This window comes from Coleofasciculus sp. H7-2 (genome assembly GCF_042747725.1).
Taxonomy (GTDB): Bacteria; Cyanobacteriota; Cyanobacteriia; order Cyanobacteriales; family FACHB-T130; genus FACHB-T130.
The window spans coordinates 299,077-315,993 of sequence record NZ_JBHZGO010000110.1; the positions used below are offsets into that span (position 1 = coordinate 299,077).

15 protein-coding genes are annotated in these 16,917 nt (G+C 48.9%); 5 read left to right on the forward strand and 10 right to left on the reverse strand.

From position 1 onward, the window contains the following. Window positions 1-500: 500 nt before the first annotated feature. From ACFW2W_RS25830 to ACFW2W_RS25850, 5 genes are all read right to left on the reverse strand, one after another. Complete coding sequence (locus ACFW2W_RS25830; RefSeq protein ID WP_378184683.1) at window positions 501-704, reverse strand: sensor histidine kinase; 204 nt, start codon at window positions 702-704, stop codon at window positions 501-503. Beyond that, window positions 680-943 (reverse strand): sensor histidine kinase, encoded by a 264-nt coding sequence (locus ACFW2W_RS25835; protein ID WP_378184633.1) that lies wholly within the window; start codon window positions 941-943, stop codon window positions 680-682. Before ACFW2W_RS25835 ends, ACFW2W_RS25830 begins: the two co-directional genes overlap by 25 nt. Next, window positions 924-1,274 (reverse strand): hypothetical protein, encoded by a 351-nt coding sequence (locus ACFW2W_RS25840; RefSeq protein ID WP_378184635.1) that lies wholly within the window; start codon window positions 1,272-1,274, stop codon window positions 924-926. Before ACFW2W_RS25840 ends, ACFW2W_RS25835 begins: the two co-directional genes overlap by 20 nt. After that, complete coding sequence (locus ACFW2W_RS25845; protein ID WP_378184637.1) at window positions 1,243-2,370, reverse strand: aldo/keto reductase; 1,128 nt, start codon at window positions 2,368-2,370, stop codon at window positions 1,243-1,245. The genes ACFW2W_RS25840 and ACFW2W_RS25845 overlap by 32 nt, the downstream gene beginning before the upstream one ends. A gap of 101 nt (window positions 2,371-2,471) precedes the next feature. Further along, window positions 2,472-2,972, reverse strand: coding sequence for a bifunctional nuclease family protein (locus tag ACFW2W_RS25850; protein ID WP_378184639.1), 501 nt, complete (start codon window positions 2,970-2,972; stop codon window positions 2,472-2,474). A gap of 391 nt (window positions 2,973-3,363) precedes the next feature. On the opposite strand from ACFW2W_RS25850, the gene ACFW2W_RS25855 reads away from it, so the two are divergent. Beyond that, a complete protein-coding gene (locus ACFW2W_RS25855; protein ID WP_378184641.1) occupies window positions 3,364-4,071 on the forward strand; it encodes a riboflavin synthase in 708 nt (235 codons plus the stop codon). Window positions 4,072-4,140: 69 nt separating this feature from the next. Here the strand turns inward: ACFW2W_RS25855 and ACFW2W_RS25860 are convergent, their stop codons facing one another. Further along, a complete protein-coding gene (locus ACFW2W_RS25860) occupies window positions 4,141-5,796 on the reverse strand; it encodes a M23 family metallopeptidase (protein WP_378184643.1) in 1,656 nt (551 codons plus the stop codon). Between the two features lie 118 nt (window positions 5,797-5,914). Then, the gene (locus ACFW2W_RS25865) at window positions 5,915-6,742 is read right to left on the reverse strand and encodes a biotin--[acetyl-CoA-carboxylase] ligase (RefSeq protein WP_378184645.1); all 828 of its coding nucleotides are present in this window, start codon (window positions 6,740-6,742) and stop codon (window positions 5,915-5,917) included. A gap of 95 nt (window positions 6,743-6,837) precedes the next feature. Between ACFW2W_RS25865 and pgeF the strand changes: the two genes are divergently transcribed. After that, on the forward strand, window positions 6,838-7,629 hold the full coding sequence (gene pgeF / locus ACFW2W_RS25870; RefSeq protein WP_378184685.1) for a peptidoglycan editing factor PgeF: 792 nt from the start codon (window positions 6,838-6,840) through the stop codon (window positions 7,627-7,629). A gap of 55 nt (window positions 7,630-7,684) precedes the next feature. Beyond that, on the forward strand, window positions 7,685-7,858 hold the full coding sequence (locus ACFW2W_RS25875; protein WP_378184647.1) for a hypothetical protein: 174 nt from the start codon (window positions 7,685-7,687) through the stop codon (window positions 7,856-7,858). Here ACFW2W_RS25875 and ACFW2W_RS25880 read toward each other — a convergent pair whose 3' ends face one another. The 3 genes from ACFW2W_RS25880 to ACFW2W_RS25890 all read right to left on the reverse strand — a co-directional run bounded on the left by ACFW2W_RS25880 (window position 7,859) and on the right by ACFW2W_RS25890 (window position 13,989). Then, window positions 7,859-10,258 (reverse strand): hypothetical protein, encoded by a 2,400-nt coding sequence (locus ACFW2W_RS25880; RefSeq protein ID WP_378184649.1) that lies wholly within the window; start codon window positions 10,256-10,258, stop codon window positions 7,859-7,861. It lies immediately after the preceding gene. Between the two features lie 454 nt (window positions 10,259-10,712). Next, window positions 10,713-12,263, reverse strand: a complete 1,551-nt coding sequence (locus tag ACFW2W_RS25885) for an iron uptake porin (protein ID WP_378184687.1) — start codon at window positions 12,261-12,263, stop codon at window positions 10,713-10,715. A 1,033-nt stretch (window positions 12,264-13,296) separates the two neighbouring features. Beyond that, on the reverse strand, window positions 13,297-13,989 hold the full coding sequence (locus ACFW2W_RS25890; RefSeq protein WP_378184651.1) for a RibD family protein: 693 nt from the start codon (window positions 13,987-13,989) through the stop codon (window positions 13,297-13,299). A 264-nt stretch (window positions 13,990-14,253) separates the two neighbouring features. Here ACFW2W_RS25890 and ACFW2W_RS25895 point away from each other — a divergent pair, with 264 nt between their 5' ends. After that, complete coding sequence (locus ACFW2W_RS25895) at window positions 14,254-16,422, forward strand: sensor histidine kinase (RefSeq protein WP_378184653.1); 2,169 nt, start codon at window positions 14,254-14,256, stop codon at window positions 16,420-16,422. Window positions 16,423-16,852: 430 nt separating this feature from the next. Beyond that, window positions 16,853-16,917, forward strand: a 65-nt coding sequence (locus ACFW2W_RS25900) for an IS1 family transposase (protein WP_378172274.1), incomplete at its 3' end; no start/stop codon positions are given.

Genomic DNA, 16,917 nt, shown 5'->3' on the forward strand with positions numbered 1-16,917 from the left:
ACCTAATTTATGAATAATTTAATAAAAGTTACACGAGTTATTATATATTTACTTCTAAAAAAATAAAACAATTGAATTTAAACTTTTATATGTAAGGCTTATCAAAAGCAAATATAAGAATTTATTACCTCCCTATAGTAACTAACTTTATCAATTGAACCTTGGTAGCTGCCAAGCCATATAAGTAGATGGATATAATTATTTGTAGGATGGGTAGAGCGACTAAGTGTTACCCATCAAACCCATGTCAATGTTGGGTAACGTTGCCTCAACCATTCCCTACATCTAACTTAGAATGAAAAAATCAACAAAGGCGAGAAGACAGTGAAATAATGTAGAGAAAGATTCTTTCCAAGTTGGGTATATAAATACAAAGCCCGTGAAAATCCCTGCAATAACCAGCTAAAACTAGCTCCTGAAGCTTAACAATTCCCAATCAACGGCAACTTAAGCGTAAATGTTGTATCCATTCCGACTTCACTTTCTACTGTAATTTTGCCTTAGTATAAGTCTACAAACTTTTTAATAATCGCTAATCCTAAGCCCGTACCAGGAATAGAGCCAACATTAGAAGCTCTATGGAAGTCAAATAATCGTTGCCGATATTGTGGAGGAATCCCAATTCCTGGCTCTTTAATCTGGAAGATGACATCCCCATTGTGACAGGTAAGTTCGCATTTTATAATGCCCCCCCTGGGGTATATTTGATAGCATTTGAGAGTAAATTGCTGAGGATGTGGCGCAGCAGTTTTTCATTGATGCAAGCTGTGGGACATTCTCCCTTACTCGCAAAAGTCAGCGAATGGCGATCGCCCGCTGTCAGTTGCATTTCTGCTACAAGGTCTTGGCATAATGTTTCAAGCTCTATCGGGGCGGAGTTAAACTCTATGTTGCCAGCTTCATTTTTGCCAATAAGCAGCACTTCATCTAGCATACTGTTCATCCGTCGTCACCGTATGCCTAAATTGCCGCCTGATTCGCTTCGATAATTTGCCCTTGATTGCCAATAAACAAAACAATGTCACGATCTCGCTGGCATGGATAAACTGGGTGGTGGTAGGGCAGAACTTCCAGACAAAACTGGGCAGCATATTGAAAATTTGATTAATCTCGCCAGCACTTCGCTGGATTAACGCTTCCGCCTGCTGACACCCATTCGGTTGCCATTTGACCATCAGAGCAACTATCCTGCAATAGGCATCAGAGGTCAGTGCTGAGATAATGCGATATTGTTGCTTACGCTTATTCCCAAAGCCGACGCCTAGGTTGCCCATTCAGACGTTGGTGAGAATCTTGCAAAAGCGCTGGAATGTCCAAATGTTGAGGACAGCGGGGTAGACAGTCACCACAGTCAGTGCAGCGATCGCCTTTCATCCCCGGAAACCAGTGACCGGCATTTTCAAACATTCGGTAGCGGTATTGACCATACTCTGTCATGTCATAGGCAACGGCTAAATTACGCAGGCGCAATATTTCTGGAATATTGATGTTTTCTGGACAGGGCAAACAAGCGTAGCATTGACTACATAAATCTGGGGAGATTACTCCTAAATGAGCTTGTAAGCGATCGAAAACGGCAGTTTCCTGCGGTGTCAGCGGTTCATCGCACTCAGCAACAGCCAAACATTCCTTCAATTCGCTGGGGTTCGCGGGGCCAACGCTGAGGGTGGTAATGCGGCGATCGCTCAACAAAAACCGATAATTTATTTCTAGGGGTGAGAAGGGATGGCACAGATGTTGAAGCGTTTCCGGTGGCGTGTAGAGTAGCCCTCCCTTATCCGCTGGCGAAATAATAAAAATGCCCAGATCCTTTTGGTTAGCTAACTCAACCGCTGGGGCATGGTGCTGGAAGAAGTAATAATAGTGCAGGTTGATGAATTCAAACAAATCGGTGTTAATCGCCGCCAGAATCACCTCCAGCGACCCGTGGGTGGAGAAGCCAACGTGTCGAACTCTGCCATCTGCCACGGCTTCCTGCACCGCCTGCATACAGCCTCCATCCGCTTGTACCCAGTTTAAATGTTCCCAGGTGTTGAGACCATGAATCGCCAGACAATCTACAAAATCAGTCTGTAGGTTCAATAGCGACTCATCAATCCACCGACGCATCGTATCGGCGTTACTGCTTGGGGGAAGTTTGGTAGTGATGTAAAGCTGTTCCCGCGATTGGGATAATCCCGCTGCTAAAGCGGCACCGAGATACTCTTCGCTTTTGCCGTAACCCCTGGCGGTTTCTAAGTGATTAATTCCAAAAGCAACGGCTTGATGCACCGTCTGGTAGGCATCTTCAAAGGAAGCCAGACAGCGCATCGTCCCGCAAGAAAACACTGAAAGCGGTAAATTTGTTTTTCCAAACCGCCGATAACGCATAAAAAGTAAAAAGAAAGAGCAAGAGAAAGCCGCGATCGCTGAAGTAAAAAGTCCATTTTCTTTCTTTAGGCTTTTGCCTTTTTACTTTTGCCTTTGGTGTGCTATGATTCCGTGCTGAAGCCTCCTCGCTGGATCAAATCTTCCGGTCGGAGCTTCGAGACAAAATCACGGAAGGCTCGGCGTTCTGCCTCATCGGCATCGCGGTCAACGGGGATAGAAGCATCGGCAATGACTTCTTCCATAACCCAAATAGGGCTGCCAGTGCGAATAGCGATCGCGATCGCATCACTAGGTCGAGCATCAATCTCCTTTTTTACCTCACCCTGGCGGACACTCAGGATCGCATAAAAGGTATTGTCCTGAAGCGAGTGAATGATGATCCGCTCTAAGGTCATATTCCAAACGTCCAGAATATTAACCAGGAGGTCATGAGTCAGGGGACGGGGAGGGGTTTGTTTTTCCAAAGCGCTGATAATTGCCTTTGCCTGATCTTGCCCAATATAAATTGGCAAGGCTCGTCGTTCCGAGGCATCTTTGAGCAACACAATCGGGCTGCGCGTCACGGCATCTAATGCAATTCCAGCGACTTTCATTTCAATCATCAGCTTGGCCTCTAGAACACGGTAGGCGTCGGGGGGGATAAAGCAAAGCTATAAACTGGTACTGGAGGTATTGGGGTCTCACAAACACGCTTGCGGTTCTAATCACCTTACCAAGCGACGGTACAACCAGCTATGAAGACTTGATTAAGTTGGGATCAACAAAGCTGTATCTCCCAGTATGCCTCAGTCTTAGGACGATTCGCTGGAGATTTTACTAAAAAATATAGACCCATTGCCTTCATCCCTCAGCTTATTGTTCGCTGTCAGTTATCAGTGGGTCGAAATCCGATTAATTGCATCTAAAAGCGAGTTGTTTTTCCGTATTTCCACTGAATCATCACCGACGCTCGTTTACCAATGACCGTTATTTACTTAATTTCACTTAAAACCAGTGTTTACCGGATTAATTCAAGCTCTAGGAACTATTAATTCTCTGGGAGAAGACCGTTTTGGGCTTTCCTGCTTGGGAGATACTTGTCAGCCTATGCTCTCAGATTTAGCCATCGGCGATAGTGTGGCGGTGGATGGCGTTTGTCTGACGGTGGAGGAAATTTCGTCTCAAGGCTTTGTGGCAACAGCTTCTCCGGAAACTCTCAGTCGCAGCACCTTAGGACAGCGAGAACAAGCCGCCGCCTACGTGAATTTAGAAACGTCTCTCCGGGTTGGCAGCAAGCTAGGGGGGCATTTCGTGACGGGTCACATAGACGGAATTGGCTGTCTGCAAGAGTCGGTACAAACCGCTACTTCCTGGGAAATGCGCTTTGAGGCATCGGCGGCAGATGATGCGTGGCAGCGCCAGATTGCTCGGTACATCATCCCCAAAGGCAGTATTGCCGTCAATGGGGTGAGTCTGACGGTGGCAGATTGCGACCCTGATGGCAGTTGGTTTAAGGTGGCTGTGATTCCTCATACTTATGCCCAGACAAACCTGCCTTATTTACAGACTGGCAGCTTGGTGAATTTGGAAGGCGATATTCTGGGCAAGTACGTAGAAAAATTTCTGCGTTATCCAGCCCGAACTGCTGGGCATGAGGCATCCGCCACGATAGGAATGGATGGAATTACACCCGCTTTCTTGGTAGAACACGGGTATCTTTAGAAATTAAAAATGCAAAATTAAAAATTAAAAAAGATGAATTTTTAATTTTTAATTTTTAATTTTTAATTGTTAGCTGCCTGGTTGCGGGGTTAATGGAACTGATGGAGCTGACGGAGCTGAATGGGCTGTTTGCAAGGCTTTGATCATTTGCGCCAGACCATATTCCAAGTGGGCACCTGGGTCCATTGCCATCCAGCCTTCTTGCGTTAGCTGGCGGATTTCAAAGTGAAGGTGGGGACCTGTGGAATTGCCGGTACTACCAACGCGCCCAATCACGGTTCCTTGTTCGATTTGTTGACCGGGTTGAACCAAAATTTCCGACAGGTGAGCATAGAGAGTTTCTTGGGTTTCGTTGTGTTGGAGGACAATGGCTTGACCATAGCCGCCCATCCAGTCAGCGATCGCTACCTTACCCGCAAAAGCTGCCAGAACTGGCGTACCCAGAGGTGCCCCCAAGTCGGTACCCGCATGGAACCGGCGACTGCCAGAAATCGGATGCGTCCGCCAACCGAAAAGCGAGGTAATTGGTGCCGGAACCGCCAGTGGGAAAATTAAGCTGGTATTGCCGTTAGCCAAGCCCCGAAAAATGGTCGGAATCGGGGCTTTGTATTCGGGCACATTGAGCGGTATAGAGCTTTGGCTAGTTCCGACGTTATTAGAAGCGATCGCTGTCGATCGAGTAGCGGCAGAGGAACCCAAGGACCTGGAGCGACGGTTAATTGAGCGAATGCCTTTGGGGCGATCGCGCAGTGGGCCAATTGCAACAGGATTAGCAGAAGCAACCAATATTTGCTGACGGATCTCCCGTTCTGGCTGGTTTACTCCCAAACGGGCGCGGCTGACTCTACGATTCGCGTACCCAGAAGTCCGTAATACTTCTGGTACGTCTGTGTCACTTGCGTACTCCCTACGGTTTCTGGTCGGGTAGGTTAATCTAGCAGTTTCCCTGAGGCTATTGGTGTTTCTGGAGGGTATCCGTGCCACACCACAGCTTCCGCCAGATAAACCCTGTCCGCTCTGCAAGACTCTTTGACATCCTGTTGACCGTTCCGACAGTACAACGGCAGGTGGTTCATCGTCAGCACGAATCGGCTCCTTGCCTCTACCCGTTGCACCAAGACTATAGTCAGTAGGATCGATATAGCTATTGTTGTAGTCGCTGGATCTGATCCCACTCTTTTCAGCTTTGCTCGGTCTAAGCTTGGGAGGCTTCACATAAGAAATTGTGTTTGGCTCCAACAACCTGGGAGGCGAAAGTTGGGCTTTTTTTGGAACGGCGACCGAGGTCTCTGGTGCTGATACTGGAAGCGAACGGCGACGGACAACAGCAGGTTCTGGAGCTGAACGGCGACGGTGGCGAACAGATGTTGTCTCTAACGCACGCTGACGAGCCAATCGGCGGCGACGGACACCCGATGAAGCTTTCTCTGCTGCTGGAGCCGAGCGACGGCGTACAAAATTTGGCTCTGGTTCTGGTGCTGCTGAACGGCGACGAACAACAGTCGGCTCAGTTCGTCGCTGGGGGTTAGTCTCCATTTTTACAGTAGGCGGTGCCTCTTGAGTAGTAGGCGTGCCTATTGTGTCTATGCTTGGATCGCTTTGTGCCCAAACTAAGCCGCTGCTGAGGACACCGAGACCTCCAATCCAACTAAGTCCCTGCACCAGCAGGGGACGGCGGCAAAACAGACCAAACGGAGTACAACTAGGGTGGTTTCGCTGGCTCATTTCCGAATCACTCCTCATCTCACTCACTCTATAAGGCCATACTGGTTAGTGTTTTTGGTATAAAGACATGGCTATTGTCTCTACCCCATCCGTTTTCACTCCCAGAGCTTGTGGAAAATTACCCACCATAGCCAAGACTGATTGTACCGGGCTTGAGGCAGATTTCCTCGGCAGCTGCTAAAGAGTTCAAGCGGACTTGAAGTTCGCCGGTGGATGCGACACCCACAATGACTCCAGAGCGTCCGTCTACGATGACAGAACGCCCTCTGCAACTGAGAAGCTCTACGTAAGCCGGAAGTAGGGCGTCTATTCCTTCTGGGGAAACGTGTTGATATCCGGATAAAATTCCCTGCAAAGTAATTGCCGCTAATCTTTCTAAAGAGGCGTTAGCGAACTGTGCGCGTAGGGCATTGGCTTCGATTGGCTGCTCCAAAAACGATTCCAGATTGATGCCAGTTTCGGGGACTGGATTCGCCCAGTTGATCCCCACACCCACGACGGCTTTGGTAATCCGTCCTTGTTGGACTCTAGTTTCGGTGAGAATGCCCCCTAATTTGCGTTTGCACAAGATCAGGTCATTCGGCCATTTAATCAACACTGGGATGCCGTAACTTCGCAATGCGGTAGCAATTCCCCAAGCGCTGCATAGGGTCAAATGGGCGCTATTGGTTGCTACTAAATCGGGAGCTAGAGCTACAGAGAGATAAAGTCCACCTGTACTGGATTGCCACTGGCGTCCCCACTGACCCCGCCCAGCGGTTTGCTGAAGGGCAATCACAACGGTTCCTGGTGTTGCTCCTTGGTCGAGCAATTCCCAAAGAGTCTGGTTTGTGGAAGGTAAAGTTTCAAAGATATGGAAAGAAAGCGGTAGAGGGACATCCCCTAAGAAAGTTTCCAGACAATGCTTATCAAATGCCACTGCTGCCAACTCATGAATTCGTAGCATAAGTTAGCATAATGTCACTGACATTTCAGGAGTTCCAAATGGCGATGCTTTCCCGCACCAATTTGAACCTGGGCGCAGGAGAATCACAGACTTTTATGAGTACCTGGCACTGGCGTACTTGGGAAGGATTGCCCTATCTAACTTGTAGCTTGCTTGAACGCTGGTCTCACGGATTTTTTACTCAACAATTTTCGCCCCGGTCTCCGGCAGAATTAGTGGATGTTTTACAGCCTGATGCTAAGGTTTATCGTGTGAAACAGGTGCATGGCAATACCGTGATGACGCCCTCAGAAATAGAAGCGGCAACCAGTGAGGTGCAAGCGGGGGATTCACTACCTCCTGCTGATGGGATTGTGAGCGAGCAGGTTCAGCAGGCAGTCTGGGTGTGCAGTGCGGATTGCACTCCGGTTTTAATTGCCGACCACCAGACGGGACAGGTGGCAGCGATTCATGCGGGTTGGCGCGGTACTGCTACCCGGATTGTTCCCCAAGCGATCGCTCGCTTCCTAGCTTCCGGCAGTCAACTCCAAAATCTGCTGATTGCGATGGGTCCGGCGATCGCTGGTAATGTTTATCAGGTGTCTGTGAATGTGGCATCTGAAGTAGGAGCCAGCGTTATACCAGATAAAGATCCGCAGAAAGATACAGAATCCATTCTTGATGCCTTGCAGCAGTTGCCACATTCACCGTTATTAGAAGATTCGCAACCAGGACGGGTACGACTGGATGTGCGGCGAGTCAATCAGCTGCAACTGGAACAACTGGGAATTTCTAGCGAACAGATAGCGATCGCGCCTCACTGCACCTACCAAGAACCAGACCGTTTCTTCTCTTACCGGCGGGACAAGCTGAAAAAAGTCCAGTGGTCGGGGATTGTGAGTATATAAACTGTTTTATAGCTTAGGGAGGGGCGCACTTTCAACGTGCGCCCCTTCATTGTTTGTGGACATCTACAAAAAAAATCGCCTCCAGTACATGACTTGGAGGCGATCGCCATATCATTGGTCTAACTCAAACTTAGAACACCTTGCTGTTGGTCTATTTTCCTGTCTTCAGGAGTATGAGCTAAACATTTGTCTTCAATCAGATAGCGATCGCTATCTGATTGAGTTGTAACTATGGTTGAGTAGTAGGCGTTGTTGTATCGCCGCTGGATGGAGCAGCATTTAAGCCTTCTGTACCACCTGTGCTAGGTGCAGGCTGCTGGGTGTTGCTATCATCATCCTCTGTGCTAGGTGCAGACTGCTGGGTGTTGCTGTCATCCTCTGTGCTGCTAGATGCAGGCTGCTGGGTGTTGCTGTCATCTGTATTTGACTCGCTCCCCTCAGTGGAGTTTGTACCAGGATTTGGCTCACCCGGTGCAACTGTTGCGGGAGTAGACGGATTGGTGGTTGGAGTCGTGGTTTGATTTTCTGTGGTGGAAGTTTCTTCAGCGCCAGCCTCACCTTCCACATTAGAAACCTGCTCGGTCGAAACCTGACGGAGACCCACCATACCACTAATCAAACGGCTTTCTGGTCCTACTTGCTGATAGGCGGCTATTGCCCGACCTTTCTTTAGCTTGTAAGTACCGAGAGCCAGACCCTGGCTATTTTGGCGCACAACCAGCAATTTTTGCTTGCCACGACCGCGCTCCACAAAGACGCCAACATTGCCACTGGACGTGGAAGCAACGTTGTAGACCTTCTGAGAACTCTGGACGAAGGAATTAGACAGAGAAATCAGGTCGAAGGATGCGTTGTTGTAAATGGTGACAATCGTTAGACCGCCGCTTCCCGTCGCGCTGGTGCTGGTGCCGCTGCCACCGCTGCTGCCACCTGTGCCACCTGTGCTGCCAGTGCTGGTGCCGCCACCTGTGCTGCCACCTGTGTTGCCACCTGTGCTACCGCCGAAACTACCACCGCCGCTGGTGCCGCCGAAGCTGCCGCCGCTGCCACCGCCGAAGCTGCCGCTAGAGTTGTTGATGACGGTGTTAAAGTTACCGCCATTTTGGAAGGTGACGTTGTAGCTCAAGCTTGAGTTAGAACCAAAGCCTGTGTTTTGGCTAGTATTTGCGCCTGCACCACTTGAGTAGTTGCTGGTGCCGCTCTGGTAAGATGTATTGTTCGTAGAAACATCGTATCCAGTCGTTCCACCAAACTTGCTGGCAACTGCACCAACAGTGAATTGGGTACGACCTTGACTTTCACCTTTGAGTTTGAAGGCAGTCGTTCCTTCTTGCCCAAATTCAAACTGTGTTTTGCTGTTATCGCTTAAATAGCCAACCGTGCTGTTGCCATTTATCGTGGTGATGCCATTCCCTTCGCCTTTAACTTTGAACTTGATTGCAGAATTACTAAAAGCGCTGGGATTTGTCAGCTCAAGCTTAGTGGTGCCACCGAGTTTAATATCTGTGCCAACTCCGGTGCCCTCAATCTTGAATTTTTGACCGCCTTGGCTGCTATCGCCTTCAATTTTGAATTTGGTTTGAGCATTATTGCTGCTGAAGGCTACCTTGTTAGTGCTGCTAAAGGTTTGAGCGTCGCTGGTGCCGCCAGCAGTTGTGATTTGACTACTCGTTTGTGAGTCGTCGCTATCGCTTGCGGTTGTGGTGTCAGTAGCGCAGCCGCAGGGAGTTTGAGTACCAGATTGCGTGCCGCTGCCGGTAGTGGTTGTAGTTCCGCTGGTTGTGCCGGTGCCACTGCCGGTTGTGGAGCTTTGAGTTGTATTGGCTTGATCGGAAAAAGTGCTACTTAAGGTGCCGAATCCTTGCCCTTCCAGCTCAAATTTTGTCTTTTGCCCCAAGCTAGAAGATGGAGGAAGAGGAACAGCGCCGCCTCCATTGAACTTCAGGGATGTCGGCAAACCAATATTGCCTCCAGTGAGTTTGCCCTCAAAGTTACCTACTTCTAAAACCCCAGATTTGGCAGTGTAGTTAGCCTGAGACTGAGTAGATAGTTGGACGGCTGTAACGGGCAGGAAAACCAGCGGAGCCGAACCCGTCTGCTTAGGGGCAATCAGCGAACCGCCCAAAAAGGCGCTGCTTGCAAAGGAATTCAGAGTAAAGTCTAGTTTCGTGGGGATGTTTGAGAAGGGAACAGCCGCGCCTTGAGAAGTGAAGGCTAGACCTGATAGGGTACCGATCAAGCTACCTTTGTCATCTTTTCCAGGACGACCAACATTGCCAGAACCGACATCTTTGAAGTCGGCTGCCTGCGGTACGAAGCGAGCAGCGCTGGTGTTTCCGGAAGTCGTTTGCAGTTGCAGCGTGGTGATGGCAGCGTCAAACAAAACCGGACTATTAGTACCAGCAGTAGTACCAGAAGTATTCTGTGTCTGTAAAGGTGAGAAGAAGGCTGCTTGCCCTCCTAACAGACCGCCTGTGATCGAGATCGACGACTGGGATTGAGTGGTTGTAGTGGGAGTAGAAGTCGTAGTAGGAGCAGTCGTCTGGGCGTGAGTCGTGGGAGCCAGAGCGATCGCCAAGCCTCCAGCGATACCTACACAAACAGCATACTTGGTTGATTTCGCAATCATGTTAGGACTCCATCAGTGAGTAAAGGACAGGATAACTAGCAGAATCTAGCTCAATTCGATAGTCAACAGGGGATCATAAGTTTCTTCAGCATTCATCCTGAGCAAGCTCAGAACTAGAAGTATTAGAAGAGAGTAATAACAGCATCCTGAGTAAATAGCATTTGGAGTAAGTGTGACCAGCATTAAGTAGAACTGGGTCATACTTGCTTGGCTTTGCTATGCCCTTGTTTGTCTAAAGGACAGTCTTGTTTCCCAGCAAGTTCCCAGATTTTTGCAAAGTTTTTGTAAACTTATTTACCAGTTCTTCTATACGTAAATATACGTAAAAAAGCGTTCCAGCCTGGGCTGCTGCGAGGTTTGCGTTGAAAATACTTACGAAGCGATTTGTAATGTTTTTATGAAGTTGTTAAGGAGATCCCTGAATGAATCTCCTTGACAAAGCGATCGCACGCTTTTAAAAAGTAAAGGTGGTTCGGATGGCACCAATGGTGATCGTGTCGTTATCCTGGTTGTGAAGCGGATTAAACAGTACGATCACCCCTGGCGTGACCGTGATATTGTCGGAGACTCGGAAGCGGTAGAAAGCTTCTACGTGAGTTGTACTTCCTGGCTGACCGCCTTCATCTCCAAAACCACCCTCACTAATAAAGTCAGGGTAGTTTCTTCCAATTGGCAGGTCACTACTGGTAATTTTGGGCGGCTGACCGACATAGATACCGCCGAGGTTGCCTTCACCAAGCAGATCGGGGAAATTGAGGTAAGCCATCCAGTTGAATGTCTCTACATTTCCCGATACTCCTTGCGGGTCGGAAGTAGTGTAGCCTCCCCAACCGCCAACTGTGATGTTGGGTGTAGCTCGGAATTCTAAACTGGCACCAAAGGCATTAGTATTAATCGGCCCTCTGCCTGCCGGAGTCGGGAGGAGAACCAAATCGTCGCCAACGCCAGTCCCCAATCTTCCAAACGGAGAGTAGGAGTTGATGTATTGCAGGGCGATATCAAGCGTATTAAGCGGCGATACGACCAACTGCAAGCCAGCTGCCGTCTCTCCATCTTCTCCGCCGCCGATACCTCCGCGAAGAGCATCTGCGGGTCTGCTGGCAGAGTAGACGCCTTGTAAGCTAATGCGTGGACTGACTTGCCAGTCAAAGCCTAAGCCTCCGCGCCCCCCAGTGTTAATAATCGGGTTGCGTTGAGCAAAGCGGGAAAGCGGCCCTTGACCAGCACTTTCTACGCGATTTGCTCCCCGGAAAACGTTAACTGGGTTGACCCCCTCCGGCCCGATGATGAAGGCAAAGTTATTACCGATTAACTGACGATAAGTTAGGTCGCTCAGTACAATGTCGTTCCCAGTGTCTCCTTCATATCCCAAGAAGACCATGTCGTTGTTGAGCAAACGAGGTCCCGAATTTCCAGAACCCGCTTGCAATCCAGTCAGCAGTAGGCTGCGAGGACTAAACTGGGTAAACAAACTCAACTGGACGTTGGTAATGACGTTGGCATTTGTATTCCGGTCTTCCAATCGGTTCCCAGTTGATTTGCGGTTCAGGAACAACTCAAATTCATTCTCACTGCGTCCCTGAACGCCGACGACAGCCTGCCCAAATAGCTTCGTCGTGGTGGAGAACTGATGGCTTTCCAAGAAGGCGGTACGACCTTCCAGGTTGTCTACCCGCGTCCGCAGGGTCGCCAGTTCCGGCCCAAACTCATCAATGAGTCGTCGCAGTGTTTCTAAATCCGCTTCGGTAGCTGCATTAGGCGCACTAGCGGCAATCAATTTCTCAATTTGCTGGAGACAGGCATTCACCCCGGCGGCAAATTCATAGCGGCTGAGTGCCCGGTTGCCGCGAAAAGTGCCATCGGGATACCCTGCTATACAGCCGTAACGCTCTACAAGACTTCGCAACGCTTCGTAAGCCCAGTCGCTCGGTTCCACATCGCTGAGCTGGGAAACATTGGTGACTTGACTCAATGGGTCGGCTTCCATGTCCTCTGGGTTTTCCATTTCCAAAGGATCGACTGCTGGTAGCACTTGTTCGCTAGCATCTTCAGAGGGCAGCGCTTGAGCTTGCAGGTTATTGGAATTGCTGACACTTGCTGCGTCTACAAGAGTGCGAACCTCTGTTTCCGTGTTCTCAGATGCAGCGGATTTAGCATCCAAGCTCCGACTGCTGGCAGACAAAATGGGAGACTTTGCGGATGTCGAGAATTTTGGTAAGCTAGCTGCCGGTTGCAACTGGCTTTTTTCGGTTAGGGGCGTTAAGTTTGCCGCAATGGCAGATTCTTTAGTTGCCGCTACAGTTAGCGTGGCTGCTTTTAGTTCCGGCAAGACATCCGCAGGTGCGAGTGTTAATTCAGAGGCGTCTACAGTGGGCGAATTTGCTGTCGGTTTTGCCTCTGCTGCATCCGTTCCCGTCGCTAAATCTGTAGATGCCGAGAATCCCTGGGTTGAAGACTGGACTGCCTCAGCGGCTGTAGTTGGGTTGACATCTGTGGCTGCCATCGCCGGGGAGAGGCTAACTGCTAGCAAGCCAAAGGCTGTAAATACTAGCGCTGAGGATGCTGTTTTCTCTATTCTCCACTGGGATTTCACGGGTCTAAAACTCCTCAAAACACACCATATTTGTTGAAATTTTACACCAATATTGTGTCAGCCGCTACTAAGCTTTTTATTACTTTTCATCAGCTAGGGATTTAGGTTGGCAGGTGACGTTTACCCAAAAATAAAAGTTCCCGGCTGAGTTTATTTTTTTTCTAATCACTGACCAATAAGAATCGCTCCCAGGTATTAACTGAGAAGCGATTCTTCTAAACAGAGGCTTGAGCCTTTGCGCCTTATTACTCAAGGTTATCTGAGACAAGCGATCGCACGCTGATCTCAGAGCCGAAAAATGGGCGATCGCTTCTTCTCGGTTCAACTTAGTTTACAAATCCTAACAATTAGTAGCCGATCTATTTCCAACGCCATTTCTGTTTTGTTAGTGCAACAGAGATTGTGCAAATAATTCTCAACTTCCATCTACAATTGCCAAATTCAACTAACGTTGCCGCCGGTAGTGTAGAAAAACTTCTTGCTGAATCGACTCAACTGACAAGAGTTCCAGCCGAGGTGCAAAATCTGCCAAAAATCCAGAACCTTCTACTGGCGTCGGTGCTGTTGCTCCTCCTAAAATTAACGGACAAACCGTGAGCCAGAATTCATCGATCAAATCAGCCGCCACCAAAGCACCTACGAGTTCCCCTCCCCCCAAGACAGCCAGATGTTCCAAACCTAGATCGCAGAGGTGTTGAAAAGCAGCAATCCAGTTAATTCCATCTGTCGTCGCCTCCACTCCTAGAACCCGCTCAAATTCTGGACATCCTTGCCAGCGTTTGGCACCCGCCTCTACTGTAAGTAACCACCGAGGTACGGGTTGACGAAAAAAGCGCCATTGCGGATCTAGATCGGCTGATTGAGAGCAAACAATTTGGATTGGTTGGAGCGATCGCCCCTCCTGTTGTCGCCAGCGTAGCAAATCGGGATTCGTGACGCTCAGTGTCGTACCGTAGGCGCGGAGAGTACCCGCACCAAATAAAACCCCATCCGCTTGGGCAATCTGTTTTTCCAGGTGCGCCAGATCCGCTGGAGAGGAGAATCGGGCGCTAGAGCGACGAATATCCGCAATCTTGCCATCGGCACTCATCGCCAAAACAACTGTCGTAGAAGGGCGTCTCCAGACAAATCCCGTCATCGCTACCGATCGCTCAAATATTTAATTAGGGTTTAAGAATTGCTTATATTACAGGAATTAGTGTAGAGATTCCACAAAGTCAACCTTTCCAGAGTACACGAGGATCTGGAACCGTTCTAGGATGGAATGGATCTGTCAAACAGTATCGCTCTACCAACACGATTAACCCAGAAAAAAGTAGGCTAATCAATACCCCCACCCTGATGGGGTGATTTATTGATAGTTCTTGCTATTGGGTTTTCCACCTCAAATTAGAAAAGTCCTATGGCTAAGCCGGGTCAATCCTCCTTCCGTCGCATCCTGCTGTCACGCATTTTGCTTTTGAGCGTCCCGGTACTGCTGATGGGGGTGTATGTAACCTACAGAAAAGCACGATCTAGCATACTGGAAACCGCTCGCCAAAATCTCACCGAAAGTGCAGTGAGAAAAGGAGAGAGCATGAGCGAGTCAATTAAAGCGCTCTCTGCCAACTTAGTGACCGCAAGTGAAGCCGTCGTACTGCAATCGCGATCGCCAGAAGCTTATCAAAAATTTTTAAACCAACTCGCCCAACAATTGCCGACGCAAGTCCAGTGCATTCAACTCATCAACGTGGAAACGGGAGAGATTGCTGCTAGTACTTGTGGGCAGGAACCCATTAGTACGCTAGATGCAAGTCAGTGGCCCCAGCAGCAAAAAGAATTACTATTAGACACTTCCAAAGTGCAGGTAAAATCGCTGCTTCCCAGAACCTCCCCGGTCAATTCAACTGCTAAAGAGAATCAACCCAGCCCTAAAAGCCAACTCAGATTGATTTTCAGTGCGCCTGTTTATGACAGCACGGGTTCTCTGCGTTATGCCCTGAGTGTCCAATCAGCTCTACTGAAACAAGAGCGTGCCAAACCAGGGTCTCTGACTGGCTATCCAGTCGTGATTGACCAGGATGGAACCATTTTGGCGCATCCCATTACCCAGCGAGTCGGAAGAAATATTCAGCAGGAGGCAGATGGAGAACGCCTCGAAACTGTAATGAAAAACGCGATCGCGGGTAGAAATGATTTTCTGCACTTGTTTTCTTTCGAGAAAAACGGTGTGGAATTACTCGCAGGATATACCCCGATTCCCAGTCCCATTAGCAACCAGTCGGATCGCCAGTGGGTTATCTTAGCCGTCACTCGCTTAGATAGTGCCCTATCGGGTCTAAAAGAAATTCAACAGGTGCTGGTGATTCTGACATTTGGCTTAATCGCCGCTAGTCTACTGGCAACGTTGTATATCTCTCGCGAACTGGCGCTGCCATTGGAGCAATTGAGAGACTACGCTGGGTCTAAAGGGCACTTTCACTCCACAGACCCGGTTCCTCACAACTTCAAAATCCGAGAATTCAATCAATTATCGGAAGCGCTCGATAATATGGTGGAGCGCCTGAAAGCGTGGGCAGAAGAAATCGAAACAGCCTGGAAAGAAGCACAAGCAGCTAACCAGCTGAAAAATGAGTTTCTAGCGAATACTTCCCACGAGCTAAGAACTCCCTTGAATGCCATCATTGGTTGCATTCGCCTAGTACGAGATGACTGCTGCGATGACCGCGAAGAAGAGATGGATTTCTTGCAGCGAGCAGATGATGCAGCGATTCACCTCCTGGGAATCATCAATGACGTTCTGGATATTGCCAAAATTGAAGCGGGTAAGCTTTCCGTCGTCATGGAGCCAGTCGATCTGCGAAAGTTGCTTAAGGAAGTGATTGATTTACAGGCTGTTCCGATTCAGCAAAAAGGTTTGCAGTTTAATACACCAGATTTGCCAGAATCAATTCCTATCCGTACTGACCCCGCAAAACTCAAGCAGGTGCTGCTAAATGTGGTTGGCAACGCGGCTAAATTTACTGAAAAAGGCAGCGTCACGATTACCACCCGGATAGAGACCAGTCATGGCAAAGAACAGGCAGTGGGTAGTTCTCTACCTCCTAGCTCTCATTTATCGAATGGGGTCACTCAAGCCGCGACAGTGAGTAATGAAGAACAAACAAAAATCCAGGCGGTGGCATCTGTGGGCAATGGGCAAGAAGTAAGAGAAGAATCGGCTAGCATCTCGAATGGAGCTTCTAGCCTTTCTCGAAGCCTTTTGACAGGAACTGCGAACTCTCTCAAAGAGCGTCTCGTGCCTTCTATGCGTGTTGTTGTGACAGTTCACGATACGGGGATTGGCATTGACCCGAATCAACAGCATAAACTCTTTCGTCCCTTTGTCATGATTGATGGCACGACGACCCGAAAATTTGGCGGCACAGGTCTGGGGCTAGCAATTTCTCGGAACTTAATGGAACTGATGGGAGGTAGCATCACGCTATCGAGCGGGGGAGCAGGTCTGGGCACGACCGTGGAGATTGCCGTGCCGATGATTGATACTTCAGTGTTGCCAACTCTTGAGTCTACTAATGCGGCAAAAAATTAATAATTAGGCTACCTGTTTCACTGCGGAATGAAACCCCTCCCCGTCAAGGAAAAGGGGTGCATAGAGGGCATCTCAATGGTGAAAATTTACATCAAAACCTTTCCTTAATCCCCTCGTTTACAGGGAGAAGTAAATTTCGCCCTCGCCTTGAAAGGGGAAAAATTGAATAATCTTTAATTTTTCATTGACTGGGGAACCTGAAAGACTATCCGAATCTGGGATTGAGGTCAGGTTCCCCAGCACTGGTGATATTTGTTGGGTTACTCTTACGCTCAACCATTCCCTACGATTTTTATTCATCAGGACTTACGCAAAGCTTATACATATAGCGTTTTTTCGGGTTCAATTCCCCTGTGGTTGCCCACACTGGCAATGTTCTAGACGTGTGGAAATGAGAGAATGAGAGGAGTTGTCTTTCCTGTCCTGACCAATGATATTAGAACCTGTGTTGTGTCCCGATTGTAGCAGTGATGATGTGGTGAGACACGGTCGCTC